This is a genomic window from Paracoccus actinidiae (genome assembly GCF_030863885.1).
Classification (GTDB): domain Bacteria; phylum Pseudomonadota; class Alphaproteobacteria; order Rhodobacterales; family Rhodobacteraceae; genus Paracoccus; species Paracoccus everestensis.
The window spans coordinates 322,538-345,700 of the sequence record NZ_CP132956.1; the positions used below are offsets into that span (position 1 = coordinate 322,538).

Annotated in this window: 26 protein-coding genes; 7 read left to right on the forward strand and 19 right to left on the reverse strand. The window is 64.7% G+C overall.

Annotation, left to right across the window (positions count from 1 at the left end):
- The first annotated feature begins 5 nt into the window (after window positions 1-5).
- Window positions 6-911, forward strand: a complete 906-nt coding sequence (locus Q5701_RS01620) for an SDR family oxidoreductase (RefSeq protein ID WP_373568601.1) — start codon at window positions 6-8, stop codon at window positions 909-911.
- Window positions 865-2,124: a UbiH/UbiF/VisC/COQ6 family ubiquinone biosynthesis hydroxylase gene (locus tag Q5701_RS01625; protein ID WP_306755502.1), complete on the forward strand. Its 1,260-nt coding sequence runs from the start codon at window positions 865-867 to the stop codon at window positions 2,122-2,124. The genes Q5701_RS01620 and Q5701_RS01625 overlap by 47 nt, the downstream gene beginning before the upstream one ends.
- Before the next feature lie 65 nt (window positions 2,125-2,189).
- Here the strand turns inward: Q5701_RS01625 and Q5701_RS01630 are convergent, their stop codons facing one another.
- Both Q5701_RS01630 and Q5701_RS01635 read right to left on the reverse strand, forming a co-directional pair.
- Window positions 2,190-3,599, reverse strand: coding sequence for a UdgX family uracil-DNA binding protein (locus Q5701_RS01630; protein ID WP_373568602.1), 1,410 nt, complete (start codon window positions 3,597-3,599; stop codon window positions 2,190-2,192).
- Window positions 3,596-4,828 (reverse strand): putative DNA modification/repair radical SAM protein, encoded by a 1,233-nt coding sequence (locus Q5701_RS01635; protein WP_306753418.1) that lies wholly within the window; start codon window positions 4,826-4,828, stop codon window positions 3,596-3,598. Before Q5701_RS01635 ends, Q5701_RS01630 begins: the two co-directional genes overlap by 4 nt.
- Before the next feature lie 138 nt (window positions 4,829-4,966).
- Here Q5701_RS01635 and Q5701_RS01640 point away from each other — a divergent pair, with 138 nt between their 5' ends.
- The 3 genes from Q5701_RS01640 to Q5701_RS01650 all read left to right on the forward strand — a co-directional run bounded on the left by Q5701_RS01640 (window position 4,967) and on the right by Q5701_RS01650 (window position 7,666).
- Window positions 4,967-5,560 (forward strand): LolA family protein, encoded by a 594-nt coding sequence (locus tag Q5701_RS01640; protein ID WP_306753419.1) that lies wholly within the window; start codon window positions 4,967-4,969, stop codon window positions 5,558-5,560.
- Between the two features lie 116 nt (window positions 5,561-5,676).
- A complete protein-coding gene (locus tag Q5701_RS01645; RefSeq protein ID WP_306753420.1) occupies window positions 5,677-6,924 on the forward strand; it encodes an MFS transporter in 1,248 nt (415 codons plus the stop codon).
- A 52-nt stretch (window positions 6,925-6,976) separates the two neighbouring features.
- Window positions 6,977-7,666 (forward strand): HAD family acid phosphatase, encoded by a 690-nt coding sequence (locus Q5701_RS01650; protein ID WP_306753421.1) that lies wholly within the window; start codon window positions 6,977-6,979, stop codon window positions 7,664-7,666.
- Here the strand turns inward: Q5701_RS01650 and Q5701_RS01655 are convergent.
- From Q5701_RS01655 to pedA1, 7 genes are read right to left on the reverse strand one after another with little or no spacing between them, the layout of a single operon-like run.
- Entirely contained in the window at window positions 7,663-8,256 is a 594-nt protein-coding gene (locus Q5701_RS01655) for a hypothetical protein (protein ID WP_306753423.1), read from the reverse strand. The two genes, Q5701_RS01650 and Q5701_RS01655, sit on opposite strands and share 4 nt — an antisense overlap.
- A complete protein-coding gene (gene pedC / locus Q5701_RS01660; protein WP_306753424.1) occupies window positions 8,253-9,074 on the reverse strand; it encodes a lanthanide ABC transporter permease protein PedC in 822 nt (273 codons plus the stop codon). Before pedC ends, Q5701_RS01655 begins: the two co-directional genes overlap by 4 nt.
- Window positions 9,071-9,832 (reverse strand): lanthanide ABC transporter ATP-binding protein PedB/LutE, encoded by a 762-nt coding sequence (gene pedB / locus Q5701_RS01665; protein ID WP_306753425.1) that lies wholly within the window; start codon window positions 9,830-9,832, stop codon window positions 9,071-9,073. Before pedB ends, pedC begins: the two co-directional genes overlap by 4 nt.
- Window positions 9,825-10,085 carry a hypothetical protein gene (locus tag Q5701_RS01670; protein WP_234854347.1) on the reverse strand — a complete coding sequence of 87 codons (261 nt, stop codon included), beginning with the start codon at window positions 10,083-10,085 and terminating at the stop codon, window positions 9,825-9,827. Before Q5701_RS01670 ends, pedB begins: the two co-directional genes overlap by 8 nt.
- Before the next feature lie 11 nt (window positions 10,086-10,096).
- A complete protein-coding gene (locus Q5701_RS01675; protein WP_306753426.1) occupies window positions 10,097-10,666 on the reverse strand; it encodes a cupredoxin domain-containing protein in 570 nt (189 codons plus the stop codon).
- A 35-nt stretch (window positions 10,667-10,701) separates the two neighbouring features.
- The gene (locus tag Q5701_RS01680; RefSeq protein ID WP_234854350.1) at window positions 10,702-11,667 is read right to left on the reverse strand and encodes a YVTN family beta-propeller repeat protein; all 966 of its coding nucleotides are present in this window, start codon (window positions 11,665-11,667) and stop codon (window positions 10,702-10,704) included.
- 8 nt (window positions 11,668-11,675) lie between these two features.
- A complete protein-coding gene (gene pedA1, locus Q5701_RS01685) occupies window positions 11,676-12,869 on the reverse strand; it encodes a lanthanide ABC transporter ABC transporter substrate-binding protein PedA1 (RefSeq protein ID WP_373568603.1) in 1,194 nt (397 codons plus the stop codon).
- A 159-nt stretch (window positions 12,870-13,028) separates the two neighbouring features.
- On the opposite strand from pedA1, the gene Q5701_RS01690 reads away from it, so the two are divergent.
- Entirely contained in the window at window positions 13,029-13,586 is a 558-nt protein-coding gene (locus Q5701_RS01690) for an SRPBCC family protein (RefSeq protein ID WP_373568604.1), read from the forward strand.
- A 20-nt stretch (window positions 13,587-13,606) separates the two neighbouring features.
- Window positions 13,607-14,512, forward strand: coding sequence for a Vgb family protein (locus Q5701_RS01695; protein WP_306753427.1), 906 nt, complete (start codon window positions 13,607-13,609; stop codon window positions 14,510-14,512).
- Here Q5701_RS01695 and Q5701_RS01700 read toward each other — a convergent pair.
- The 10 genes from Q5701_RS01700 to Q5701_RS01745 all read right to left on the reverse strand — a co-directional run bounded on the left by Q5701_RS01700 (window position 14,487) and on the right by Q5701_RS01745 (window position 23,157).
- Window positions 14,487-15,017, reverse strand: a complete 531-nt coding sequence (locus Q5701_RS01700) for a PQQ-dependent catabolism-associated CXXCW motif protein (protein ID WP_306753428.1) — start codon at window positions 15,015-15,017, stop codon at window positions 14,487-14,489. The two genes, Q5701_RS01695 and Q5701_RS01700, sit on opposite strands and share 26 nt — an antisense overlap.
- Window positions 15,014-15,826: a quinoprotein dehydrogenase-associated putative ABC transporter substrate-binding protein gene (locus Q5701_RS01705; RefSeq protein WP_306753429.1), complete on the reverse strand. Its 813-nt coding sequence runs from the start codon at window positions 15,824-15,826 to the stop codon at window positions 15,014-15,016. Before Q5701_RS01705 ends, Q5701_RS01700 begins: the two co-directional genes overlap by 4 nt.
- Before the next feature lies 1 nt (window position 15,827).
- Window positions 15,828-16,478 (reverse strand): c-type cytochrome, methanol metabolism-related, encoded by a 651-nt coding sequence (locus Q5701_RS01710; protein ID WP_306753430.1) that lies wholly within the window; start codon window positions 16,476-16,478, stop codon window positions 15,828-15,830.
- Window positions 16,479-16,595: 117 nt separating this feature from the next.
- Window positions 16,596-18,473 carry a methanol/ethanol family PQQ-dependent dehydrogenase gene (locus Q5701_RS01715; RefSeq protein WP_306753431.1) on the reverse strand — a complete coding sequence of 626 codons (1,878 nt, stop codon included), beginning with the start codon at window positions 18,471-18,473 and terminating at the stop codon, window positions 16,596-16,598.
- 168 nt (window positions 18,474-18,641) lie between these two features.
- A complete protein-coding gene (gene fghA, locus Q5701_RS01720; protein ID WP_234854357.1) occupies window positions 18,642-19,475 on the reverse strand; it encodes an S-formylglutathione hydrolase in 834 nt (277 codons plus the stop codon).
- The gene (locus Q5701_RS01725; RefSeq protein WP_306753432.1) at window positions 19,465-19,980 is read right to left on the reverse strand and encodes a GNAT family N-acetyltransferase; all 516 of its coding nucleotides are present in this window, start codon (window positions 19,978-19,980) and stop codon (window positions 19,465-19,467) included. Before Q5701_RS01725 ends, fghA begins: the two co-directional genes overlap by 11 nt.
- Entirely contained in the window at window positions 19,977-20,618 is a 642-nt protein-coding gene (locus Q5701_RS01730; RefSeq protein ID WP_234854360.1) for an ATP-dependent Clp protease proteolytic subunit, read from the reverse strand. Before Q5701_RS01730 ends, Q5701_RS01725 begins: the two co-directional genes overlap by 4 nt.
- A gap of 78 nt (window positions 20,619-20,696) precedes the next feature.
- Window positions 20,697-21,827 (reverse strand): S-(hydroxymethyl)glutathione dehydrogenase/class III alcohol dehydrogenase, encoded by a 1,131-nt coding sequence (locus tag Q5701_RS01735; RefSeq protein WP_234855859.1) that lies wholly within the window; start codon window positions 21,825-21,827, stop codon window positions 20,697-20,699.
- A gap of 105 nt (window positions 21,828-21,932) precedes the next feature.
- The gene (gene gfa / locus Q5701_RS01740; RefSeq protein ID WP_306753433.1) at window positions 21,933-22,517 is read right to left on the reverse strand and encodes an S-(hydroxymethyl)glutathione synthase; all 585 of its coding nucleotides are present in this window, start codon (window positions 22,515-22,517) and stop codon (window positions 21,933-21,935) included.
- Between the two features lie 109 nt (window positions 22,518-22,626).
- Complete coding sequence (locus Q5701_RS01745) at window positions 22,627-23,157, reverse strand: nucleotide exchange factor GrpE (protein WP_234854363.1); 531 nt, start codon at window positions 23,155-23,157, stop codon at window positions 22,627-22,629.
- Window positions 23,158-23,163 lie beyond the last annotated feature (6 nt).

The window sequence follows — 23,163 nt, forward strand, 5'->3', positions numbered from 1 at the left end:
TCGTCATGAAGATGCTTGTTTTCGGTCACGGCTATTGCGCGGGCTTCCTGACGCCCCTCTTGCGCGCACGGGGCTGGCAGGTTCTGGGCACCACGCGCGGCGATCCCGACCGGGTGGCCCAGGCGGGCGCCTTGCCCCTGATCTGGCCCGGCGAGGATGCGCGCCTGCACAAGGAGATCGCCACGGCAGATGCGATCCTGGTATCCGCCGCGCCTGGCCCGGGGGGCGATCCGGTTCTGGCCGCCTTTCACGACGATCTGGTGGGCGCCAAGCCCCGCTGGCTGGGCTATCTGTCCACGACCGGGGTCTACGGCGACCGGAACGGCGGTTGGGTGGACGAGGACAGCCCCCTGGACGCCACCGGCCCACGCGGCCAGACCCGCATCCGGGCCGAGGGGGACTGGCGGTCCCTGGCGGATCGTGCGGGGCTGCCGCTGCACATCTTCCGGCTGGCCGGGATCTATGGTCCCGGGCGCGGGCCGTTCGAAAAGGTGCGCAATGGCACCGCCCGGCAGATCATCAAGCCGGGCCAGGTCTTTTCCCGCATCCATGCCGAAGACATCGCCCAGGTGCTGCTGGCATCGCTGGATCGGCCCGCGCCCGGAACCGCCTATAACCTTTGCGACGATGACCCTGCGCCCCCGCAGGATGTGCTGGCCCATGCCGCCGAACTGCTGGGCCTGCCGCCCCCGCCCCAGGTGGCGTTCGAGGATGCCCAGATGACGCCCATGGCGCGGTCGTTCTATGCCGACAGCAAGCGGGTATCAAACCGGCGGATCAAGGAGGATCTGGGGATCGTCCTGCGTCATCCCGATTACCGCAGCGGGTTGGCCGCGATCCTGGCAGGTGACGACGCTTCGCCGCATGGACTTCGCCCCGCGCCCGTGCATGATCGCGGCGATGGAACTTGATGCCGATATCCTGATCGCCGGGGGCGGGCTGAACGGCCCCACCCTAGCGCTTGCCCTGGCCCAGGCGGGGCTGCGCGTGATCGTGGTCGATCCCCGTCCGGCCGATGCGCGGGCGGGCGACAACTTCGACGGGCGGGCCTATGCGCTTGCCGTGTCCTCTCAGCGGTTGCTGAAGGCGCTTGGGTTGTGGGCGGGGCTGGCAGGCGACAGCCAGCCGATCGGCCAGGTCAAGGCGTCCCAAGGCCGCCCCGGCGAAGGGGCCTTGCCCTTTTTCCTGCATTTTGACAGCGCCGAGATCGAGGAAGGCCCAGTCGGCTTTATGCTGGAGGACCGGTTTTTGTATCGCGCGCTGCTGGCGGCGATGCGGGATCGGGTGCAGAACCTGCCGGGGCTTTCGGTCGTGGACCAGCAGGCCACGTCAGGCGGGATCCAGGCCACGCTGTCGGATGGCCGCAGCTTGCGCGCCCGGCTGCTGGTGGCCGCGGATGGGCGTGGATCCGGGGTGGCCGCCCGCGCCGGGATTCGGCGGCAAGGCTGGGATTACGGCCAGACCGCCCTGGTGGCGGCCATCGCGCATGACCACCCCCATCACGGCATCGCGCAACAGTATTTCATGGAAACCGGGCCGCTGGCGATCCTGCCCCTGCCCGGCAACCGCAGCAGCGTCGTCTGGTCGGAAACCCATGACAACGCCCGCGCCATCGCCGCCCTGCCCGATGATGCCTTCCTGGACGTGCTGCGCCCGCGCTTTGGCGATTACCTGGGCAACATTTCCCTGGCAGGTGCGCGCTTCACCTATCCGTTGAGCCTGTCGCTGGCCGACCGCTATGTCGCGGACCGGGTGGCCCTGGTGGGGGACGCGGCGCATGGCGTGCATCCCATCGCGGGCCAGGGGCTGAACTTGGGACTGCGCGACGTGGCGGCGCTTGCCGAGGTTCTGGTCGATGCGGCGCGCCGGGGCGAGGAGATTGGGACGGATCTGGTCTTGGAACGATACCAGGGCTGGCGGCGGTTCGATGCCACCAGCCTGGCGCTTGGCATGGACGGGGTGAACCGGCTGTTTGGCAGCAGCAATCCGGTCCTGTCCGCCGCGCGCGGCATCGGCATGGGTCTGGTCAGCGCGATTCCCGCCCTGCGGCGCGGCTTCATACGGCAGGCAGCAGGGCTGTCGGTCGATCCGATGCCGCGGCTGCTTCTGGGGCAGGCTTTGTAGGGGGCTGCCGCCCCCCTCCCTGCGGGACTCCCCCGCGGATATTTGAACCAAGATGAAAAGCCCGTTCAGGCGGCCATCATCTGCGCAGCTTGCGTCAGGTCGGCCGCGAACTGGTGGCGCGCTTCCTCGGCCCGGGTTGGATCCAGCCGCAGGATAAGGCTGGGATGCCAGGTCAGCAGGACCGGGCCGCCGTCCAGCGTGGTTTCCACCATGCCGCGCCGGGGGGTCAGGGGGCGGTTGTCGCCCGTCAAGGCAAAAGCCGCCGTGGCGCCCATTGCCAGCGTCAGCTTCGGCTGGACAAGGCGACGCTCCAAATCCAGCCACCAGCGACACTGCTTGACCTCGGTGGCATTGGGGGTCTGGTGGATGCGGCGCTTGCCGCGGGGGGTGAACTTGAAATGCTTCACCGCATTGGTCATCCAGACACGGGCCGGGTCCAGTCCAGCCTGATCCATGACCCGATGCAGCAACTGCCCGGCGGGACCGACAAATGGGCGGCCTTGCAGATCTTCCTGATCGCCCGGCGCCTCGCCCACGATCATCAGGGGCGCTGCGGGATCACCCTTGCCCCAGACGGTCTGGGTTGCGGCATGGCACAGGTCGCAGCGGGTGCAGCGGCTGGCCTGCCCTGCGGCGGTGTCCAGATCCTGCGGCAGGGTCTCGTCCGGGGCCTGTCGGATCCGTGCCGTGACCTTGGCGGCAAAACCGGGCGCGGTGCTGGCGCCGGCGTCGCGCATGGCTTGCACCCGGCGGGGCGCGTCCGCCAGCATCTGCGCGATCAGCCCGGTTTCCGGCAGGTTCTTCCAGTATTTCACCGGCATTTCCGACCGCATGGCATTGGTCTTGATCCGCGCCGGGTTGAAGATGTTGGCGAAATAGGTTTGCCACAATTCATGGCTGGCATCGGGGGGCAGGTTGGGACGCGGCGCGGGCGGTTCAAATCGCAGACTGCCGTCAAAGCGGGCCGTGCCTTCGGGCGTGGCGATCAGCCAGTCCATGTCGGAGAAGCGTTTCGCAAAGAACGGCGACGCGGCTTCCAGAATGGGATGCTCGGGTTCGAACCAGGCGCCAAACCGGCGGCGCGGGCCGTCGCCCGGCATTTCGTTGAAACGGACAAAAGCGTGCATCTTGTGGATGTCGCGGCGCACGGATTTCGCCATGCGACCCAGCCGGTCTGTCAGGGGGTCGGCAGGATTGGCGATGAAACCCCGGTCATCCTGCAGCCGGATCAGCGCGGCATACAGCAAGGCCCAGCGTTCCGGGTCGGAATGGCTGGCCACGGTCCCGGCCAGGTTCAGAAAATCCCTGGTCGCCACCACCGGGTGCAAGCTGGGGGGCGGGACAGGATCGGCGCCGAACAACCCGGTATCGCCCCAGATCACCTCGTCAGGCGCCACGCGGCTGCTGGCAAGCTGGCGGGCCGTGTCGCGCCAAGCCTCGAAACGTCCGAAATGGGGCAGATCGACGCCGATCACAGCAATTGCAGCTGTTCGGCCTTGGGCGCGAATCGCGCGCGCAGGCTGTCGCTGTCGGTCAGCGTGCCCGGATGCCAGTCGGGCAGCGTCACAAAAGCGCGCGCCTTCGACATGATCGCCCCCATGCGCAGCAGATCGCCATAGCGCACCGGCCCGTTGCGCCGCGCGGCCAGGATCCGGGTCACCGTCTTGGTGCCGAAGCCCGGGACGCGCAGCAGCATTTCCTTGGTCGCGGTCGCCACATCGACGGGAAACTGCGCCCGGTTGGACAAGGCCCAGGCCAGCTTGGGGTCAATGGCCAAATCCAGGAACCCCGACGGGTGGGCCGCGCCGATCTCATCGGCATCAAACCCGTAAAAGCGCATCAGCCAGTCGGCCTGATACAGCCGGTGTTCGCGCATCAAGGGCGGCTTGATCAGCGGCAGGGCGGCGGATGCGTCGGGAATCGGGCTGAAGGCCGAATAATAAACCCGCTTCAGGTCATAGCCGGAATACAGGTTGGCCGAGGTCGCCAGGATGTCCCGGTCCGTCGCCGCATCCGCGCCGACGATCATCTGCGTGGACTGGCCTGCCGGGGCGAAACGCGGCGGGCGCTTGCCGGTATGGGTCTTTTCCTTGGCGGCTTCCCGGGACAGGCGCACGTCGGCCATGGCGGCGCGGATCGTCTCGGGGCGCTTTTCGGGGGCCAGTTCCCGGATGCTGGCATCCTGGGGCAGTTCGATGTTGACCGACAGGCGGTCGGCATACAGACCAGCCTCGGCCACCAGGGCGGGGGATGCATCGGGAATGGTCTTGAGGTGGATGTAACCCTTGAAGCCATGTTCGACGCGCAAGGTCCGGGCGATGCGGACCATCTGGCTCATCGTCTCATCGGGGCTGCGGATGATGCCGGACGACAGGAACAACCCCTCGATCATGTTGCGGCGATAGAATTCCAGCGTCAGCGTCACGACCTCCTCGGGCGTGAAGCGGGCGCGTTCGACATTGCTGCTGACGCGGTTGATGCAATAGGCGCAATCATAGATGCAGAAGTTCGTCATCAGGACCTTCAACAGGCTGATGCAGCGCCCGTCCGGCGTATAGGCATGGCAGATGCCCATGCCCCCCGACGATCCCAGGCCGCCATCCCGGGAATCACGCCGCGTCGTGCCGCTGCTGGCGCAGGAGGCGTCGTATTTCGCCGCGTCCGACAGGATCGCCAGCTTCTGGTGAAGGGTGGGTTGTGCCATGCGTGGAATATATGTTCCCGATGCGTTCCATTCAACGGCCTGTGGGCCGGAACCCTCACAACGATGCGAGCGTTCGCCGCCCGTGCCATCCTCCAGACGTGATGTGCATCCGGTTTTGGAAAGGATATGATCGGCGCCATGAACATCAGATCGCTCGCCCTTGCGCCCGCCCTTGTCCTTGGCCTCGCCTTTCCGGCCCTGGCCGAGAAGATTCCCTTGAACGAATTGTCGCGCTATCTGAACCGGATGACGACTGCGACCTCCGAGTTCACGCAGGTCAACCCGGACGGTTCGATCTCGACCGGGACGGTCTATATCCAGCGGCCCGGACGGGTGCGTTTCGAATACAACAACGACAACACGCTGGTGATGGCATCGGGCGGAAACGTGGCGGTGTTCGATCCGAAATCCAGTGGGCCGCAGCAATATCCGCTGTCGCAAACGCCGCTGTCGATCATCCTGGACGCCAACGTGAACCTGGGCCGCGCGAACATGGTGACCGCCCATACCGAATCGAAGAACGCGACCGTGGTGACCGCCCAGGATCCGCAGAACCCGCAATATGGCAATATCCAGATGGTCTTCACCGCCGGGCCGACGCAGTTGCGTCAATGGGTCGTGACCGATGACAGCGGCCAGAAGACCACCGTGATCCTGGGCGAGATGCGCGAGGGCGGGTCGATCCCGGCATCGAAATTCTCGATCAACAACGAGGTAGCGCGGCGCAATTGATCGGTGCCGGTGATCGCATCAACGACGTTGATGGGTCACATCACACCGCCGGGGCTTGATCTTCGGACGGGACAGGTTCAACGCTGACCGCGACCTTATGCCGCGCAGGTTCAGCCATGACCACGTCCCGTTTGTTCACGCCCATCCTGATCGGCGGATCGTTGATCCTGCTGATCAACTTTGCCCTGCGGGCCAGCTTCGGCGTCTTCCAGATCCCCATCGCCGCCGATTTCGGCTGGCCGCGCGCGGAATTCTCGTTGGCCATTGCCATCCAGAACCTGGCCTGGGGGATCGGGCAGCCGATCTTTGGCGCGCTTGCCGAACGCTGGGGCGACCGCTGGGCGATCATCCTGGGCGCGATCCTGTATTCGGCGGGGCTGATCCTGACATCCCTTGCGACCACGCCCGCCACGATGCAGCTGCTGGAGGTGATGGTCGGTTTCGGCATTGCCGGCACGGGCTTTGGCGTCATCCTGGCCGTCGTGGGCCGGGCTGCCAGCGACGACAACCGCAGCCTTGCCCTGGGCGTCGCCACCGCAGCCGGATCCGCAGGTCAGGTCTTTGGCGCGCCCCTGGCCGAGGTTCTGCTGGGCTTTTATGCCTGGCAGACCGTTTTCGTGATCTTCGGCGTGATCGTGCTGTCCTGCCTGCTGTTCCTGCCGATGCTGGGCGATGGCAAGCCCGCCACCCGGTCCGAGCTTGAGGAAAGCCTGGGCAGCGTGCTGAAGCGCGCCTTCCGCGACCCGTCCTTTCTGATGATCTTCGTGGGCTTCTTTTCCTGCGGCTATCAGCTTGGCTTCATCACCGCGCATTTCCCCGCGATGGTGACGGAAATGTGCGGCCCGATCAGCCCGATGGGAACGCTGGCCAGCATGGGGATCACCACCACATCCGCCCTAGGCGCGGCGGCGATCAGCCTGATCGGGATGGCCAATATCGCCGGGTCGATCTTTGCGGGCTGGCTGGGCAAGCGTTACACCAAGAAATACCTGCTGGCGGGCATCTATACCCTGCGCACCATCGCGGCGGCGGCCTTTATCCTGTTGCCGATCACGCCCACAAGCGTTGTCGTCTTTTCGCTGGTGATGGGGGCCTTGTGGCTGGCAACGGTGCCGCTGACCTCGGGGCTGGTCGCCTATATCTATGGGTTGCGCTACATGGGAACGCTGTATGGCTTCGTGTTCCTGTCCCACCAGATCGGATCCTTCCTGGGGGTCTGGCTGGGCGGCGCGCTGTATGACGCTTACGGCGACTATACCCTTGTCTGGTGGGTCGGTGTGGGCGTGGGCGCAATCAGCGCACTGATCCATCTGCCGGTGCGCGAAGCCCCGTCCCGCCTGCCGGCTGCGGTTCCGGCGGTTTGACGACGGCGGGCGGGGGTTCTAGGGTCCGGTCCTCGTCTTGCAGGATTCGCCCATGACCAGCCCGACCCGCCACCATCCTTCGGAACGCGCCATCGCGATCCGCTATCAGCAGCGGTCAGCCGAGGTGAAGGCCTTGCAGCGGCAATGCTATGCCCTGGCCACGCTGCGGCTGCGCGCGGCGGTCGAGGCGAACGGCACCGGCAAGGGGCTGGCCGTGGTCAGCGACATCGACGAGACGATCCTGGACAACACCGCCGTCATGGCGCACGCGATGAGCCTGGGCGAGGCCCTGGAGGGGTTCGAGACCTGGAAGCTGTGGGAACGCGAAGGGGCGCCGCATCTGCTGCCGGGGGCTGCGGATTTCTTTCACCTGGCGGACCGCTTGGGTGTCACGATCTTCTACGTCTCGGACCGGTTCGAGGAAAACAAGCTGGCGACCATCGCCACCCTGTCCCGCCTGGGCCTGCCCCAGGTTCATGCGGACCAGGTGCTGCTGTTCGGCCCGCCCAAATCCGAACGCCGCGCGGCCGTTGAACGGGACCACCGCATCATCCTGCAACTGGGCGACACGCTGCACGATTTCCACGGCTGCTTTGCCGGGGCGACGTTGGATATCCAGCACCAACTGGCCGAAGATCACGCAGACCGCTTCGGCGAGGATTGGATCGTCTTTCCCAACGCCGCCCATGGCACCTGGATGGAGGCCGAACTGCGTCCCTGGGAAGCGCCCAAGCCCCGCTAGTCGCCCAGGTGGCTGGCAATCGCCCGGCCAAGGGCAAAGGCCCGTTGTTCCAGGATCACCGGCGTTTCGCAGACATAGGTCAGCGATTGCTGGCGCTCGGTAAAGATGCGCTGATCCCAGTCAAGCGCCTCCTCGGCCGCATCAATGGCGTCGAAATCTGGATCGGTTGCGCTCTCCAGTTCGGCCATGGCGGCGCGGCGTTCCTCGATCCGGCGGGCCATGTCCACCTGGCTGCGGCCATACCGGGCGATGCCGTCAATCAGCGCCGTCCGATCCGGTTCGATCTTGCCGAACACCGCCACCATCAGCGCAGTCAGTTCCGCATCGTCAGCCTGCGCCGCGAAATCCGCGATCTCGACCTCGGCGTCTTCCAGCGGCAGGCGGCGTTGTTCCAGCCGGGCGGCAAGGGCCTCGATCCGGGGATCGCGGGCCAGTTCGGCAATGCGGTCGTCGGGCGCGGGCCCGGTCCAGACCTGACCCAGCGACAGGTGCGGCTGCTTGCGCTGGATGCAGGGCCAGTCGGGATCAATTCCGGCAGCCGGCCATGCAGGCCCGGCGGCGATGATCAGCGCCACGATGATGCGTTTCATCCTCTTTCCTTCCGTCTGGCCCACAGGCCCTTGGCGGGATCATACATGAACACGGCCCCGCCGAAAAAGACCGCAAGGCAGCCCGCCACAACGCCGAAGGCCTGCCAGTTCATCTCAAGGTAAAGCGCGAAGCGGATCAGTTCCACCGCATAGGTAAAGGGATTGGCCGCGCAGATGTCGTGCAAAAGGGGCGAGCTTTCGTTCATCCGCCACAGCGGATAAAGCGCCGAGGACGCAAAGAACATCGGGAAGATCACGAAGTTCATCACGCCCGCGAAATTCTCCAACTGTCGGATGGCCGATGACAGGAACAACCCCAGCGCCCCCAGCATCAGCCCCGACAGAACCAGCGCGGGAAAGACCGCGACATAGCCCCAGGCGGGCGGCCGGATGTCCCAGAACCAGGCGATCGCCAGAAATGTATAGGCCTGGATGATCGACACGATCACCCCTGCCATCAGCTTGGATCCCAGCAGGAACCAACGAGGAAAGGGGCTGACCAGCAGCGTGCGCATCGCGCCCGTTTCGCGGTCATAGACCATCGACAGCGACGACTGCATGCCGTTGAACAACTGGATCATCGCAACAAGGCCGGGGGTCACATAGACCTCGTAAAGGACATAGGTCTGATAGGGCGGCGTGATCGACAGGCCCAGCACGGCCCTGAAGCCTGCCGCAAAGATGAACAGCCAGACCAGCGGGCGCACCAGGGCGGCCATGAAGCGACCGCGTTGCTGGACGAAGCGCAGCGTTTCGCGCCAGGCGATGCCGCGAAAGGCGGTGGCCCAGGCGGCCGCGGGAAAACGACGTTCGCTCATGCGGCGGCCCCGGTCAGCGACAGAAAGGTCTGGGTCAGCCCCGAAGGCCCGGCAATGGCAGCCGTCTTTCCCTGGCTGAGAACGCGGCCCTTGTGCAGGATCACCAGGTCGTCGTCGGGCTGGATTTCATCCATGATATGCGTGGCCCACAGCGCCGATACGCCTTCCGAGGCGATCAGGCGGCGCGTCAGGGCCAGAACCTCGGCCCGGGATTTCACGTCCAGCCCCACCGTCGCCTCGTCCAGCAGCAAAAGATCGGGGCTGTGGATCAGGGCGCGGGCGATTTCCGCGCGCCGTTGCTGGCCCCCCGACAAGGCGGACACCCGGTCATGCGCGCGGCTTTCCAGCCCCACCTGGTCCAGCACCTGGTCGATGCGCGGTCGGGCCTTGGCGCGCGGTATTCCATGCAGCGCGGCATGATAGGCCAGGTTCTGCGCCACCGACAAATCCGCGTCCAGGGCGCGGCTTTGGAACACCACGCCTAGGCGCGCCATGGCCTGGGCGGGATGGCGGCGCAGGTCGTATCCCGCCACCTCGATGCTGCCCGAGACATTGCTGTAAAGCCGCGTCACCAGCGAAAACAGTGTGGTCTTGCCTGCGCCGTTGACGCCCAGAAGGGCAGTAAAGCTGCCACGCGGGACGGCCAGCGACACATCGGCCAGCGCCTGGACCGAACCAAAGCGATGCGACAGGCCGGTGATCCGCAGGGCATCGGCGGATGGGGGCAAAGCGCCCGCCCCCTGCGTGGAATCAGTCAAGGGTCATGCTGGTGATGGTGAAATCGCCAGACAGCTTGATGTCGTACTGGCCAATCTCGCATTCAGCATCGTCCACCTCGAACAGGTCGGCGCGTTCCTTTTCCACCCCTTCCGGGCCAGGCTGACATCCGATCTTGGCCAGGGCTTCGGTTATGCTGGCCAGTTCCTGATCTGATGCCATGTCATTGTCCTGCGCAAGCACAGGGGTGACGGCGCTGGCGATGATCGCGGCGCAAAGGACGGATTTCAGCATGGCATTTCCCTTTACTGGACGTTGAACACGGCCTGCTGGCTTTCGCCCGAAGATCCCGGCACCGACAATGTATAGCGTCCCGGCGTGACTGCAATGAAACTGATCACCGCCGTGCCGGCATTGTCGAATTCGATGCTGTGGACACCCATCGGGCGGATCTCGATGTCGTTGATGACGATCTCATTGATCCAGATCGACCGAAAGAAATCGCCGCCCGACAAGGCCAGTTCCTGGCTGCCATCGGCATTGATGGCGATACGATAGAAGCCGCCCGACTTCAGGGCGTATTCCCCGCCCGCGACCGGCTGCCCCGAAGCCAGCGTCAGCGGCGCCAGGTCGGTGCGGTTGTCGCGCGCCATGATGCCCGAGAAGCCATAGTCGAACTTGCCCTTGGCGTCATAGGTCGCCGCAGCTTCGCCGCCTGCTTCTTCCTCGTCGTCGTCGTCGTCTTCTTCGGTCGCGGCAGCGGCCTCGGGGGCCGCCTCAGACGCAGCGGCGTCTTCGGTGGCGGCAGCGTCCTGTGCTGCGGCGGGAACCGACAGGCCGGCCATGATCATCAGAACGGTCAGCAAACGGGTCATGGGTTTTCCTTCTTTGGTGAATAGGGTGGGCCGCATCAATTGGGCGCGACGACGACGCCCCAGGGCTGCTGGCCTACGGGCACGGACTTGACGACTTCCTCGGATGCCACGTCGATCACGGACACGTCGTTGGAATTGCCGTTGGTGGTGAACAGGTATTTCTCGTCAGGCGTGAAGGCCATCTGCCAGACCCGCTGGCCGACCAGCAGGTAATCCTTGACCTCGTCCGTTTCGCCGTCGATCACGGCCACGCGGTTCGACGGCCCGAGCGCCACGAAGACCTTCTTGCCGTCATTCGTCACGCGCACACCGACGGGCTGGATCGCCTCGGGCAGGACGCCCGGAACCTCGAAGGTGATCTTGTTGGTGATCTGCTGGGTCGCGGGGTCGATCACGCTGATCGTGCCGCCGATCTCGGCGCTGACATACAGTTTCGTGCCGTCGTGGTTGTATTCGGCAAAGCGGGGGCGCGAATCGACCAGGACGTTGGCGACGATCTCGAAGGTGTCGGTATCGATGAAATGCGCCATGTTCGTCGTTTCCGACGTGTTGATGACGATCTTGCCGTCCGGGCTGACGCCCATGCCCTCGGGTTCAACGCCCACGGGGATTTCGGCCAGCACCTGCTTGGTCTTCACGTCGACCACGGTGACAAGGTTGTCATCCTCGTTCGCGACATACAGAGGATTGCCGGACGGATGCAGCACGAACAGTTCGGGATCGGGGCCGGACGGCAGGGTATGCAATTCCTCCATCGTGTTCGGATCGAAGACCCGGACCAGGTTGTCGTCGGAGGCACAAACGTAAAGCTCGGTCCCGTCGGGGGAAATGGTGATGCCGCGCGGACGGTTGCCCACCGGATAGGTGCCGATCACCTCCAGCGTGTCGCTGTCCAGGACCGTGACATCGTTGCCTTTTTCATTGGTGACGAAGACGCGGTTGGCAAGCGCCGGTTCCGCCAAAAGGGCAAATGCGGGGGCCAGGGCGAGGATATGCTTCATGGAACCTCTCAAAAGGAACATTCGGTTTCGGGACGGTCGATGCCCAGCGTATCCAGGGCACTGGTCTGGTGCAGATACTGGTCCTGCGGACTGACCGAGGTGGTCAGCAGTCCGGTGGTCAGCAGGATCGGCTGGCGGACCTGGTGGTCCCAGTCGCGCACTGTCAGTTTCTGGCCCTTGAAGCCCGCCACGTCGAACCCGTCCGACAGGATGAATTCGCGCAATTCCACCGGATCGGCGGACTGGGTGCGGGTTGCGGCCTCGCCAACGATGCGCAGGGCCAGCCAGGCCTGGTAATCTTCCTCTCGGATGGGTCGGTTCGCCAGGCGTTCGAAACGGTTCTGGTACTGCGTCCCGCCCCAGGCCTCCATCGCCGGGTGCCAGCTTCGCGGGACTAGGCCGGCCGATCCTGCCACGGGACGCGGATCCCAGGTCAGATAGGGCAGGTAAGGGGCAAAGATGTCGCTTTCGTCCGCCGCGATCAGGATGTCGTAATCGGGCGCACGCTGCGTGAATACCGGCATCTGTGCCTGGACCTGAACATGGCCCGAATCGGTGCTGCGGGCGCCGCCGGTATCTTCGTAAACGCGCTCCTCGACGATCTTGGCGCCGAACTTGGCGGCGGAACGGCGAAAGGCGGCGGCCAGGTTTTCATCCTCGGGGTGGCTGCCCTTGACCAGCAGCCAGTCGGGCCAGTTCTTCCACATCAGGAACTGCGCCAGCCCGTCGGCCAGCATGGCGTGGCTGGGCGCGACATGGATGGTGTTCGCGCGGCAATCGGTCCCCCGCAAGGCATCGCCCCGCGCCCGGGCATTCAGCAGCATGGCGCGGTCACCTGCCTGGTCGGCCAGGGCCAGGGTCGTGGCGTCGTCGGCCAGGACCACGACGAACTGGATCCCCTCGGCCAGGATCTTGTCCAGTTCCGCGCCCGCCGTTTCGGGCGTGGCGGTGATCTCGAGCGCCTCGAAATCCTGGTTCATGAAGCGCCCGGTTGTGTCGTTGTCCTCGATCGCCAGGCGCGCGCCTGCGAATCCCAGATCCTCGACCGGCAGATCCAGCCGGGAAATGGGGGGCAATCTTTCCTCGTCCACGCGCAGCACGGCCGCGCGGATCTGCTGCATCTCGGGCTGAGGCTGCTGGGCCATGGCAGGCCCGGCCAGCACAGCGGCACCAGCCAAAAGTCCTATGATTCCCTTGAACATTTTTCGTCTCCCTGCCTGTCATGTTGGGTCGCGGCGGGGCGTGGGACAAGACGGTTTATGTTCCCGGCGCGATCGGGAAGATTTGGATCAATCTTATGTCGTATGGACGCCCTGGCCCCGACGTCGCATGGTGGTGGACATTTGGAGGAAAGCGGACAGATGATGCAGAAGATCCTGGGCCTTGCCGTCGCCGCGACGCTGGCCCTGCCCCTTGGTGCCCAAGCCCATGGGCCCGCGCGCCTGAAGACCGAACAATCGGTTGTCCTGGACGCCACCCCGGACGAGGTCTGGCAGGTGATCGGCAAGTTCGACGACATGGGCTGGCATCCCGCCGTGGCCCGTACCGAAATGACGCCCGAAGGCGCGCCTGCCGATGTCCCCGAGGAATCGACGCGCGTCCTGCACCTGAAGGCGGAAAGCGGCGATCCGACCATCACCGAGCAGTTGATGTCCATCGACCCGGACAAGCGCCAATACAAATACATGATCACCGACGTCGCGGTCGAGGTTCTGCCGGTCACGAACTACTCGTCCACGATACAGGTCAAGGACAAGGACGGCCGTGCCGAGGTGGTCTGGAAGGCCGGGTTCTATCGCGGCTTTCCCAACAACGATCCCCCGGCCAACCTGAATGACGACGCCGCCATGGCGGCGGTCAACGGCATCTATCAGGCGGGCATCGACGCCCTGGTCGAACGATTCGGCAAGGCCGAGTGAGGCTTGCCGCACTGGCATTGATGCTGGCATCCCCCGCAATAGCGGGGGATTTGGCTTTCGTGACAAGCCAGAACGCGGACATGGTCACGCTTGTCGATCTGGAATCGGGCAAGGTGCTGGCCCAGACGCCGATTGCGGGCAAGCCCGCGCCCGTGGCCTATGATCCGGCAGCGGGCCGCGCCTATGTGATCGCGGCGGATACCGGGCAGCTTTACATCCTGGACGAGGCAGGGGGCGTCACGGCCAGCCACGCCTTGGGCGAGGGCGCATTCGGCCTGGCCGCGGCGCCGGGGGGCGGTCTGTTCGTGACAGACTGGTTCGGGGCGCGGCTTGTGCATCTGGACCGCAGCCTGCAGGTGGTCTGGGACGTGCCCACGGGCGCTGCCCCTGCCGGGGTGGCGGTCAGCACTGACGGGCAATGGGTGGCAACGGCGGATCGCGACAACGACGGGGTCAGCATCTTTGACGCCGGAACGGGCGCGCTGCTGCACAAGGTCAAGACAGCGGGCGCGCATCCCTTCGGGATCACCTTCCATGACGGGCGGTTCTGGACAGCGGATGTTCAGGGCGACAGCGTTTCCGTGATCGACCCCCGGACAGGGACGCTGGCGGGCCACGTCCCGACCGGCAGCCACCCTTATGCCGTGGCTTTCGCGGGGGGCCGGGGGTTCGTCACCAACCAGTACGCAGGCACGCTGACGGTGTTCGACCCCGGCAGCCTGGCCGTATTGGCCGAGGTGCCAGTCGGCGATTACCCGGAGGGCATCGGCACCCTGCCCGGCGGCGATGCGGTTGCGGTGGCAAACTGGGAATCGGACACGCTTGTCGTCATGGACGCGGCCAGCCTGACCATCACGGCAGAGATCGAGATGCCCTCTGGTCCCCGCGCCTTTGGCCAGTTCACGGGCCGACAGGCACAGCCTTGACCAGGGGCGCGCCGCCCGCCGCCAGCCAGCCTTCGATCCCGCCGGGAAACCAGTGGACGCCGCTGTAGCCCAGGGCAACCGCACGGCGGGCGGCATTCCAGCTCATCCAGCAGTCGCTGCGGCAGAAGATCACCATGGGCGCCGCCCGGTCGCCCTTCGACACCTGCTCCAGGCCCCGTTCCAACCGCGCCTGTTCGGCAGGGGCCAGGTTTTCCCAGCCGGTATCCCACAGCCAGACCGCACCGGGGATGGTTTCATGGGGCGGTTCGCGCCAGATCGTGCCCTCGGGCAGGCCTTCGGGCCGTGTCTTGCGGGGCAGCACGTCCAGGAACGGGACGTTTTCGCCATGCAGCCGGATGGCATCACCCGCATCGACAACCGTGGCACCGCGCAGCGTCGCGGGCACCGGCGCGCGATAAGGCTCGCCCCGATAGGCGTCAGGTTCAGGCACCTGGGCCGTTGCCGGTCCTGCCAGCAGCAGCGCCAGCAAGACCGCGCGGATCACTGGACCAGCTCCTTGCCGTAGTCGTCGACCAGGGGCACGCCTGCGTCACGCAGGATGGCGTTGATGTCGTCCTGGTGGCGGCGGATCAGGCTGTTCAGTTCCCGCTTCCATTCCTGTTCAGACAGCCGCACCCCCATGGTGATGCGATAGAACATCTTCGGCCCCGCTGTTTCCTTCAACAGCGGCGTGAACTGCAGATCGGGATCGTCCTTGACCCGAGGGCCGGACAGCGGTCCCCACAAAACGGCCGCATCGAGCGTGCCGTCCTTGACGCCCCCGATCAGGTCGCCAACGGGATCCTTGACGCGGCGGTCCACGAACAGGTCGGCCCCGCGCATATCCTTGGCCAGCCCCGCCCGCGCCATGATCGTTGCAGGCGGCGATCCGGCAATCACACCGATCGGATGGCCCTTCAAGGCCGGATCGGAAAGGTAATCGACCCCAGCCAGGTCGCCGTCCTTTCGCGTCACGATCCCGAACACCGAGGTATAGTAATGGTTGGTGTTCTGCACCAGCTCATCACCCTGGGCATAGCCCATCACCACGTCGCAATCCCCTGTCCGCAGCGTCCTGGCGATGAAGCCCATGCCCGAGGGGAACCAGGTATAGGTGACAGGCACGCCCAGCCATTCCCCGAATGCATCTGCCAGCTTGTTTTCAAAGCCCGATCCGTCGCGCATCGACATGGGGGCGTTGGCCGGATCCGCGCAGACCCGAAACTGCGTGGTGGACCGCAGATCCGCCACCTGGGCCGTGGCGGGCAGCCCGCCCAGAACGACCGCCGCCATCAGCCAGCGAAGGATGCCCATGTTACATCGACATGCAGGAATCTTCCTGCGCCGTGTATTCGTCGGACTTGTCTGCGCGTTCCGCAGGACGGCCGCGCGGAATCTCTCCGGTCCCGTGGGCCAGCAGATAGACATAAATGTCATCGACATAGCACCAGACGTTCTTGTTCGTCCCGAACGCAGGCATGACCGAGTTCGTGCCCTGGCGTCCTGACGCCACGACTTCCTGGAATTCATAGTAGTCCATGCGCAGGACTGAATTCTTCAAGGCCGGGGCATAGGTGGACCCTTCGCCGTCAGGACCGTGGCAGACATGGCATTCCGCATGATAGCGGCGGAACCCGTTGAAGGTCGCGAAATCGACGACATTGTTGTCGATCTTGAAGGTCGGAATGCCCTCGGCATTGTACCAGCGGCCGTTTTCCTCGGTGACAGGGGTGATGTCCATGCCATTGGGAAGGGTGGTTGCCCCCTCGGCCATCTCGACGGGCGCATCGTCCCCCCCGGCGGGTGCTGCGGGTTCGGCTGCTGCTGCCGCGCCGGATGTGGCGGCTGCCGCGCCTGCGCCGGCCTCGGCGGGCGGGGGGGTCTGGGTTGTCGCTTCCTGCGCGAATGCAGTCGTTGCCACGGTCGCGGCAAGCGCCAGGGACGCAAGGCTGGTGATGGCTTTCATTGTCTCATTCCTCCCGAAATTCAATTTACCCGGTCCTCCTCAGGTAAAACTCCCCCCGGAGATTATCCTCGGGGGGAGCGTTGGATAGCGCAACTTTACGTTAGCGGGCCGAAAGTATTAGCCGCTGGTGCCGCCTTCGGCAGGCGCCGGTTCCGCCGCAGGGTCGGCAGCCGGCTCGGCCGAGGCCGAGGCCTCGCCCGGCAGCTCGAACACGGTCAGCTGGCCGCCCAGTTCGGTGTAATCCGACAGGGCCGCATAGCCGCCCACGGCGCCCAGGCCTTCGTTCGGGTTGGTCAGGCCTGCTGCCAGACCGATCCCGGCCCAGCCGCCGACGCCCGACAGGATGCCGATGTACTGCTTGCCCGCGTGTTCATAGGTCATCACGTTGCCGATGATCCCGGACGGGGTCTTGAACTTGTACAGTTCGTCGCCCGTGTCGGCATCCACCGCCTTCAGATAACCTTCCAGCGTGCCATAGAAGACCACGTCGCCAGCCGTCGCCAAGGCGCCAGACCAGACCGAGAACTGCTCGGGCAGCGACCACTTGATCTTGCCCTCGACGTTGTCCCAGGCGATGAAGTTGCCCATGCCGCCATGGCTGTCAGGGGCCGGATACATCGACAAGGTGGCGCCGACATAGGGCTGGCCTGCCGTATAGGCAACGCGGAACGGTTCATAGTCCATGCAGACGTGGTTCGTCGGCACATAGAAGGTCTGGGTCTTGGGCGAATAGGCCGCCGGCTGCTGGTCCTTGGTGCCAAGGGCCGCAGGGCAGATGCCGGTGGTGTTCTCGTCCTCGCCATTCTGGGCGGTCGAGTATTCGGCCACGACCTGCGGGCGGCCGTATTGGTCGCTGTTGGGGTCCATTTCCACATGGGTGGCCCAGTTCACGGCCGGATCGAACTTTTCGGCCACCAGCAATTCGCCGGTTTCACGGTCAAGCGTATAGCCAAAGCCGTTACGATCGAAGTGGGTCAGCAGCTTGCGCGGCTGGCCGTCGATCTCCTGGTCGGTCAGGATGTTCTCATTGACGCCGTCAAAGTCCCATTCGTCATGGGGCGTCATCTGATAGAACCACTTGGCCATGCCGGTATCGGCGTCGCGGGCCATGATGGTCATCGACCACTTGTTGTCGCCCGGACGCTGCGACGGGTTCCAGGTCGAGGGGTTGCCGGTGCCGTAGTAAACCAGGTTCAGATCCGGGTCATAGGAGAACCAGCCCCAGATCGAGCCGCCGCCGATCTTCCACTGATCGCCTTCCCAGCTGTTCAGGCTGCTGTCGGCGCCGACCGGCTTGCCCAGATGGGTGGTCTTTTCGGGATCGACCAGCATTTCGTCGTCGGGACCGGTCGAATAGGCTTTCCATGCCTCGGTCCCGTCGGCCAGGTTCAGGGCGGTCAGGCGACCGCGCACCCCGTATTCACCGCCCGAGACACCGACCATCACCTTGTCCTTGACCGGCATCACGGTCGCGGTCAGGGTTTCGCCGATCGCCGGATCGCCGATCTTGGTGGACCACTTCACTTCACCGCTCTTGGCATCCAGCGCCACCACGGTGGTGTCGGCCTGCGACAGAAGGATCATCCCGTCGGCATAGGCCACACCGCGGTTGACGGTGTCGCAGCACATGACCGCGATGACTTCCGGATCCTGCTGAGGTTCATAGCGCCACAGGATCTTGCCGTCGTTGGCCAGATCCAGGGCGAAGACATTGTTGGGGAACGGCGTGTGGACATACATGATGTCCCCGATCACCAGGGGGCTGCCCTCGTGACCGCGCAGAACGCCGGTCGAGAAGGTCCAGGCCACCCGCAGATCGCCCACGTTTTCGCGATTGATCTGGTCCAGTTCGGAATAACGATGGTTGGCGTAATCGCCGGTCTGGATTGCCCATTGTTCGGGCTTGGCCGTCTCGGTCAGGACGCTTTCGTTGGCATAGCCCGCCGCGCCCGTCAGAAGCAGCACGGCGACCGTGCTGTTCAGCAATCTTTTCATGGATTTATTCCTCCGCTGTTGGAAGCGTGCGACAGGTTCCCTCCTCCTGTCGCAGTCCTGGAGGTAGTCTTTGGCGGACAATGCCTTGCGTCAATCTGCCGTCCCGGCAATTGCCCCTAAAGTCTTAGGGCGAAATGCCAGAACGGACGGGAAAGTTCGGCAATGTCCTTACAGCAATCTTTCGGCGTGCCACATCACATGATCGGCCATGAAGGACTGGACGAAGAAATAGCTGTGGTCATAGCCGGGCTGCATCCTGAATTGGCCGGGCTGGCGGCGCGCCATCATCGCCTGGGCCAGCGATTCGGGGCGCAGCTTGTCCAGGAACTGATCCGCGCTGCCCTGGTCGATCAGCACCTCTCCGGGAAAGCCGCGCTCCGTCATCAGGATCGTCGCGTCATGGGCGCGCCAGGTCGACCGGTCATCCCCCAGATAGGCCGACAGCTGTTTCTGCCCCCAGTCGGATTCGGTCGGGTTGGCGATGGGCGCAAAGGCTGACACGGACTTGTATCGCTCGGGATGGGTCATGGCGATGGTCAGCGCGCCATGCCCGCCCATGGAATGGCCCGTGATCCCCATCGCCTCGCGGTCGATGGCGAAATTGTCGGCCACCAGTTCGGGCAGTTCGTGGACGATATATTGCCACATCTGGAAATGCGGCTTCCACGGATCCTGGGTCGCGTTGACATAGAAGCCCGCGCCCTTGCCCAGATCATAGGCCTCGTCGTCGGCCACGTCGTCGCCGCGCGGAGAGGTGTCTGGAAAGACGATGGCGATGCCCGCCTCGGCGCACCATTGCTGGGCTGCGGCCTTGGTCATGGCGTTGTCGTGGGTGCAGGTCAGCCCGGACAGGTACCACAGGACCGGCACCCGTTCCTGGGCCACCAGTTCGGGCATGAAGACCGCAAAGGTCATGTCGGTCCCGGTGGATTGCGATCTGTGGCGGTAAACGCCCTGCGTGCCGCCAAAGCTGCGGTTTTCGGAAAGGGTTTCAAGCGTCATCCGACACCTCCAGTTTTTGAAACATGACCAGTCCGTCGACCGGCCCAAGCCGGGGGTGACGAAACGCCCCCGGCAACCTGCCGACAATGGCAAATCCGGCCTTCTGCCACAAATGGACGGCATCGGCATTGGTCGAAACGACAAAGTTGAACTGCATCGCCGCAAATCCCTGCGCCGCCGCCCAGGTTTTCGCATGGTCCACCAGGGCACGGGCGATCCCCCTGCCCCGCGCATCGGGATGGGTGGCAAAGGACGCATTGGCCACATGGGATCCGCCGCCGGGACGATTCGCGCCAACATGGCTGGTGCCCAGGATGCGGCCATCGGCGATTGCCACAAAGGCCGTGAAGGGAGGGGCGAACCAGTCCGCCAGGGCATCGCACCTGGAAATGTCTTGGGGAATGCAATAGGTTTCGCCCGCGCGATAGACGGGTTTCAGGATGGCCCAGATGGCGTCGTGATCGGCCGGGGTCGCGGGGCGGATTTCCACCCCGCCGCCGGTCATTTCAACTCGTCCACGCTGCGGATCACCTGTCCCAGCAAGCCATAGTCCAGCGCCTCCTGGGTGTTCAGCCAGAAATCGCGCTGCGTGTCCTTCTCGATACGCTCGACGCTCTGGCCGGTGGCATCGGCAAAGATCTGGTTCAGACGGTCGCGCATCAGCCGCACCTGTTCCGCCTGGATCATCATGTCAGACGACGTGCCGCCGATCCCGCCCGAGGGCTGGTGGATCAGGAAGCGCGTGTTGGGCAGGCAGTAGCGGTTTTCCTTTTTCGCCGCGACAAAGATCAACGCACCCGCCGACGCCACCCAGCCCGAGCCGATGGTGCGCACGTTGGGTCGGATGAACTTGATCACGTCATGGATCATGTCGCCCGATTCCACGTGCCCGCCGGGCGAGGAGATCAGCATGTTGATCGGCTTGTCGCTGTCCTCGGCCAAGGCCAGCAGATGCGCCACGGTGCGCTGCGCCAGCTTGTCGTTGATGGTGCCCGCGACAATCACCGTGCGCGACTTGAAGTACAGCTTGCCGATCTTGTCGCCTTCGGGAAGGCCCAGGCCGCCATCCTTTTCGCCGTCGTGGCGCCGGTCGTCTTCTTCCGGTTCATCGTCGTCGTCATCGTCCAGCCACTGGTGACGCATCGGCCTGCTCCTTTTTATCTCATGGCGACGGCGGGACCAGCGGCCCCGCCGTTCTTTTACCTATGCAGCCGTGAAGGATCAGTAAAGGACGACCGAGCGGATCGATTCACCGCGATGGGCCAGTTCGAACCCCTCGTTGATGTCTTCCAGCGGCATGGTGTGGGTGATCATCGGGTCGATCTCGATTTTGCCGTCCATGTACCAGTCAACGATCTTCGGCACATCCGTGCGCCCGCGCGCGCCACCAAAGGCCGTGCCTTTCCAGACCCGGCCGGTCACCAGTTGGAACGGCCGGGTGCTGATTTCCGCGCCCGCCGCCGCCACGCCGATGATGACCGAGACGCCCCAGCCGCGATGGGTGCATTCCAGCGCGTCGCGCATCACCTTGGTGCTGCCGGTCGCATCAAAGGAATAATCCGCGCCGCCGATCTGGTCAAAGGGGGTTTTCGTCAGGTTGACGATTTCCTGCACGACCGAGCCGTCGATTTCCTTGGGGTTGATGAAATGCGTCATGCCGAAATGCTCGGCCATCGGCTTCTTGTCGTTGTTCAGGTCGACGCCGATGATCTTGTCGGCCCCTGCAAGGCGCAAGCCCTGGATCACGTTCAGACCGATGCCGCCCAGGCCGAACACCACGGCCGTGGCGCCGATTTCCACCTTGGCGGTGTTGATCACCGCGCCGATTCCGGTGGTGACCCCGCAGCCGATATAGCAAATCTTGTCGAAGGGCGCGTCCTCGCGGACCTTGGCCACCGCGATTTCAGGCAGCACCGTATAGTTCGAGAAGGTCGAGCAGCCCATGTAGTGATAGATCGGGGTACCATCCAGCATGGAAAACCGGGTGGTGCCGTCGGGCATCAGTCCCTGGCCCTGCGTGGCGCGGATCGCAGTGCAAAGGTTCGTCTTGCCCGAAAGGCAGGACGCGCACTGGCGGCATTCGGGGGTGTAAAGCGGGATGACATGATCGCCGGGCTTCACGCTGGTGACGCCGGGTCCGACCTCGACCACGATGCCTGCGCCCTCATGGCCCAGGATCGAGGGGAAGATGCCTTCAGGGTCGGCGCCCGACCGGGTGAATTCGTCGGTGTGGCAGATGCCGGTGGCCTTGATCTCGACCATCACCTCGCCCGCTTTCGGGCCTTCCAGGTTGACCTCCATCACTTCCAGGGGTCGGCCAGCTTCCAGGGCTACGGCGGCACGGGTTCTCATCATGGATCTCCTAGTTCGTTCGAGCGTCCCGCAAGGGTCACGGGCGGTCAAGGCCAAAGGGGCCGCGACGCGGCCCCCGGATTTCATGCAGGGATCAGCGTCCCGTCAAGCAGCCAGGGCGCCGGAACGCTTGGCGATATGGGTGGCAATGGCGTCCATCAGGGGCGGCGACAGCGCGTCACAGGGTTCCAGACCCAGTTCGCGCAGCCGCGCCCGGATGCCGTCCATCTGTGCCGGATCCACGCCCGACTCGATGACCGAACTGACAAAGGCCGCGAACTCGGGGGCCGACCAGCCGGCTTCGGTCGACAGTTCCGTATGGACAAAGTCCAATCCATAGAACGGATGGTCCTTGTTCTCGATCCGGCCATACATATGAACGCCGCAGCCGATGCAGGCGTAGCGCTGGATCGGCGCGTCCTTGTTGACGATCTGCAGCTTGTCGCCGTTTTCCAGAACCTGGACCGCGTCGCGCGACACGACGGCCACCTGGCTGAAGACCGCCCCGTCGGGCTTCCAGCATTTCGTGCAGCCGCAAACGTGGTTATGCGCGGTCTGCGCGCCGACCCGGACCTTGACCGGCTTCGTCGCGCATTTGCAGGTAAGCGTGCCACCCCCGAAACTGGAATTGCCTGCCTTTATGCCGTTATCTACGGCGGGGTGGATCTTTACCCCCTCGGTGCTGGCCATGGTTCTTCCCTCCCGATGAACCGATTGTGAACCCAGCGTCGCGCCATTGGGAACATTCGGCAAGTCAGCGGAAGGTTGTAGCGCCCCGACGAACCGGGGCGCCGTGCGGTCAGCTTGCGGGCGTCGAGGACACGCCGACCTTGGCCGGACGCAGCAGCCGGTCGTGCAGCCGGAAACCATTGTCCATCACCTGGATGATTTCCCCCGCAATGGTGCCGGGAACGGCGGCTTCGAACATCGCCTCGTGTTCGCTGGGGTCGAACTTGTCCCCGGGCCGAGGGGTGATCACGGCAATGCCATGCTTGGCAAAGACGTTGGACAGTTCGCGCAGGGTCAATTCCACGCCTTCGATCAGGGCGCTTGCGGCGGCACGCTGTTCGTCGCCCGCCGCATCCAGCGCACGGGTCAGCGCGTCATGGACCGGCAGCAGGTCGCGCGCCAGGCGGGATCCGCCATACTGTTCCGCGTCCCGGCGGTCCTTTTCGGCCCGCTTGCGCGAGTTTTCGGCGTCGGCCAATGCCCGCATGAACCTGTCGCGGAATTCGTCGCGTTCAGCCGTCAGGGCGGCGATTTCGCCTGCCGGGTCAGTCAGGGGATCCGCCAGGATATCGTCAAGGGGCTGTTCGTTTTGCTCGTTCATCGTCTT

What these genes read in the sequence shown, in the direction of transcription:
- Q5701_RS01680 (WP_234854350.1), bottom strand. Translation starts at nt 11,667, where the DNA reads ATGAAGCATATCCTCGCCCTGGCCCCCGCATTTGCCCTTTTGGCGGAA.
- Q5701_RS01645 (WP_306753420.1), top strand. Translation starts at nt 5,677, where the DNA reads ATGACCACGTCCCGTTTGTTCACGCCCATCCTGATCGGCGGATCGTTG.
- Q5701_RS01625 (WP_306755502.1), top strand. Translation starts at nt 865, where the DNA reads ATGGACTTCGCCCCGCGCCCGTGCATGATCGCGGCGATGGAACTTGAT.
- pedA1 (WP_373568603.1), bottom strand. Translation starts at nt 12,869, where the DNA reads ATGTTCAAGGGAATCATAGGACTTTTGGCTGGTGCCGCTGTGCTGGCC.
- Q5701_RS01690 (WP_373568604.1), top strand. Translation starts at nt 13,029, where the DNA reads ATGATGCAGAAGATCCTGGGCCTTGCCGTCGCCGCGACGCTGGCCCTG.
- Q5701_RS01735 (WP_234855859.1), bottom strand. Translation starts at nt 21,827, where the DNA reads ATGAGAACCCGTGCCGCCGTAGCCCTGGAAGCTGGCCGACCCCTGGAA.
- Q5701_RS01640 (WP_306753419.1), top strand. Translation starts at nt 4,967, where the DNA reads ATGAACATCAGATCGCTCGCCCTTGCGCCCGCCCTTGTCCTTGGCCTC.
- pedC (WP_306753424.1), bottom strand. Translation starts at nt 9,074, where the DNA reads ATGAGCGAACGTCGTTTTCCCGCGGCCGCCTGGGCCACCGCCTTTCGC.
- Q5701_RS01705 (WP_306753429.1), bottom strand. Translation starts at nt 15,826, where the DNA reads ATGGGCATCCTTCGCTGGCTGATGGCGGCGGTCGTTCTGGGCGGGCTG.
- Q5701_RS01670 (WP_234854347.1), bottom strand. Translation starts at nt 10,085, where the DNA reads ATGCTGAAATCCGTCCTTTGCGCCGCGATCATCGCCAGCGCCGTCACC.
- Q5701_RS01635 (WP_306753418.1), bottom strand. Translation starts at nt 4,828, where the DNA reads ATGGCACAACCCACCCTTCACCAGAAGCTGGCGATCCTGTCGGACGCG.
- Q5701_RS01675 (WP_306753426.1), bottom strand. Translation starts at nt 10,666, where the DNA reads ATGACCCGTTTGCTGACCGTTCTGATGATCATGGCCGGCCTGTCGGTT.
- Q5701_RS01650 (WP_306753421.1), top strand. Translation starts at nt 6,977, where the DNA reads ATGACCAGCCCGACCCGCCACCATCCTTCGGAACGCGCCATCGCGATC.
- Q5701_RS01725 (WP_306753432.1), bottom strand. Translation starts at nt 19,980, where the DNA reads ATGACCGGCGGCGGGGTGGAAATCCGCCCCGCGACCCCGGCCGATCAC.
- Q5701_RS01715 (WP_306753431.1), bottom strand. Translation starts at nt 18,473, where the DNA reads ATGAAAAGATTGCTGAACAGCACGGTCGCCGTGCTGCTTCTGACGGGC.
- Q5701_RS01745 (WP_234854363.1), bottom strand. Translation starts at nt 23,157, where the DNA reads ATGAACGAGCAAAACGAACAGCCCCTTGACGATATCCTGGCGGATCCC.
- gfa (WP_306753433.1), bottom strand. Translation starts at nt 22,517, where the DNA reads ATGGCCAGCACCGAGGGGGTAAAGATCCACCCCGCCGTAGATAACGGC.
- Q5701_RS01695 (WP_306753427.1), top strand. Translation starts at nt 13,607, where the DNA reads ATGCTGGCATCCCCCGCAATAGCGGGGGATTTGGCTTTCGTGACAAGC.
- Q5701_RS01710 (WP_306753430.1), bottom strand. Translation starts at nt 16,478, where the DNA reads ATGAAAGCCATCACCAGCCTTGCGTCCCTGGCGCTTGCCGCGACCGTG.
- fghA (WP_234854357.1), bottom strand. Translation starts at nt 19,475, where the DNA reads ATGACGCTTGAAACCCTTTCCGAAAACCGCAGCTTTGGCGGCACGCAG.
- Q5701_RS01655 (WP_306753423.1), bottom strand. Translation starts at nt 8,256, where the DNA reads ATGAAACGCATCATCGTGGCGCTGATCATCGCCGCCGGGCCTGCATGG.
- Q5701_RS01620 (WP_373568601.1), top strand. Translation starts at nt 6, where the DNA reads ATGAAGATGCTTGTTTTCGGTCACGGCTATTGCGCGGGCTTCCTGACG.
- Q5701_RS01730 (WP_234854360.1), bottom strand. Translation starts at nt 20,618, where the DNA reads ATGCGTCACCAGTGGCTGGACGATGACGACGACGATGAACCGGAAGAA.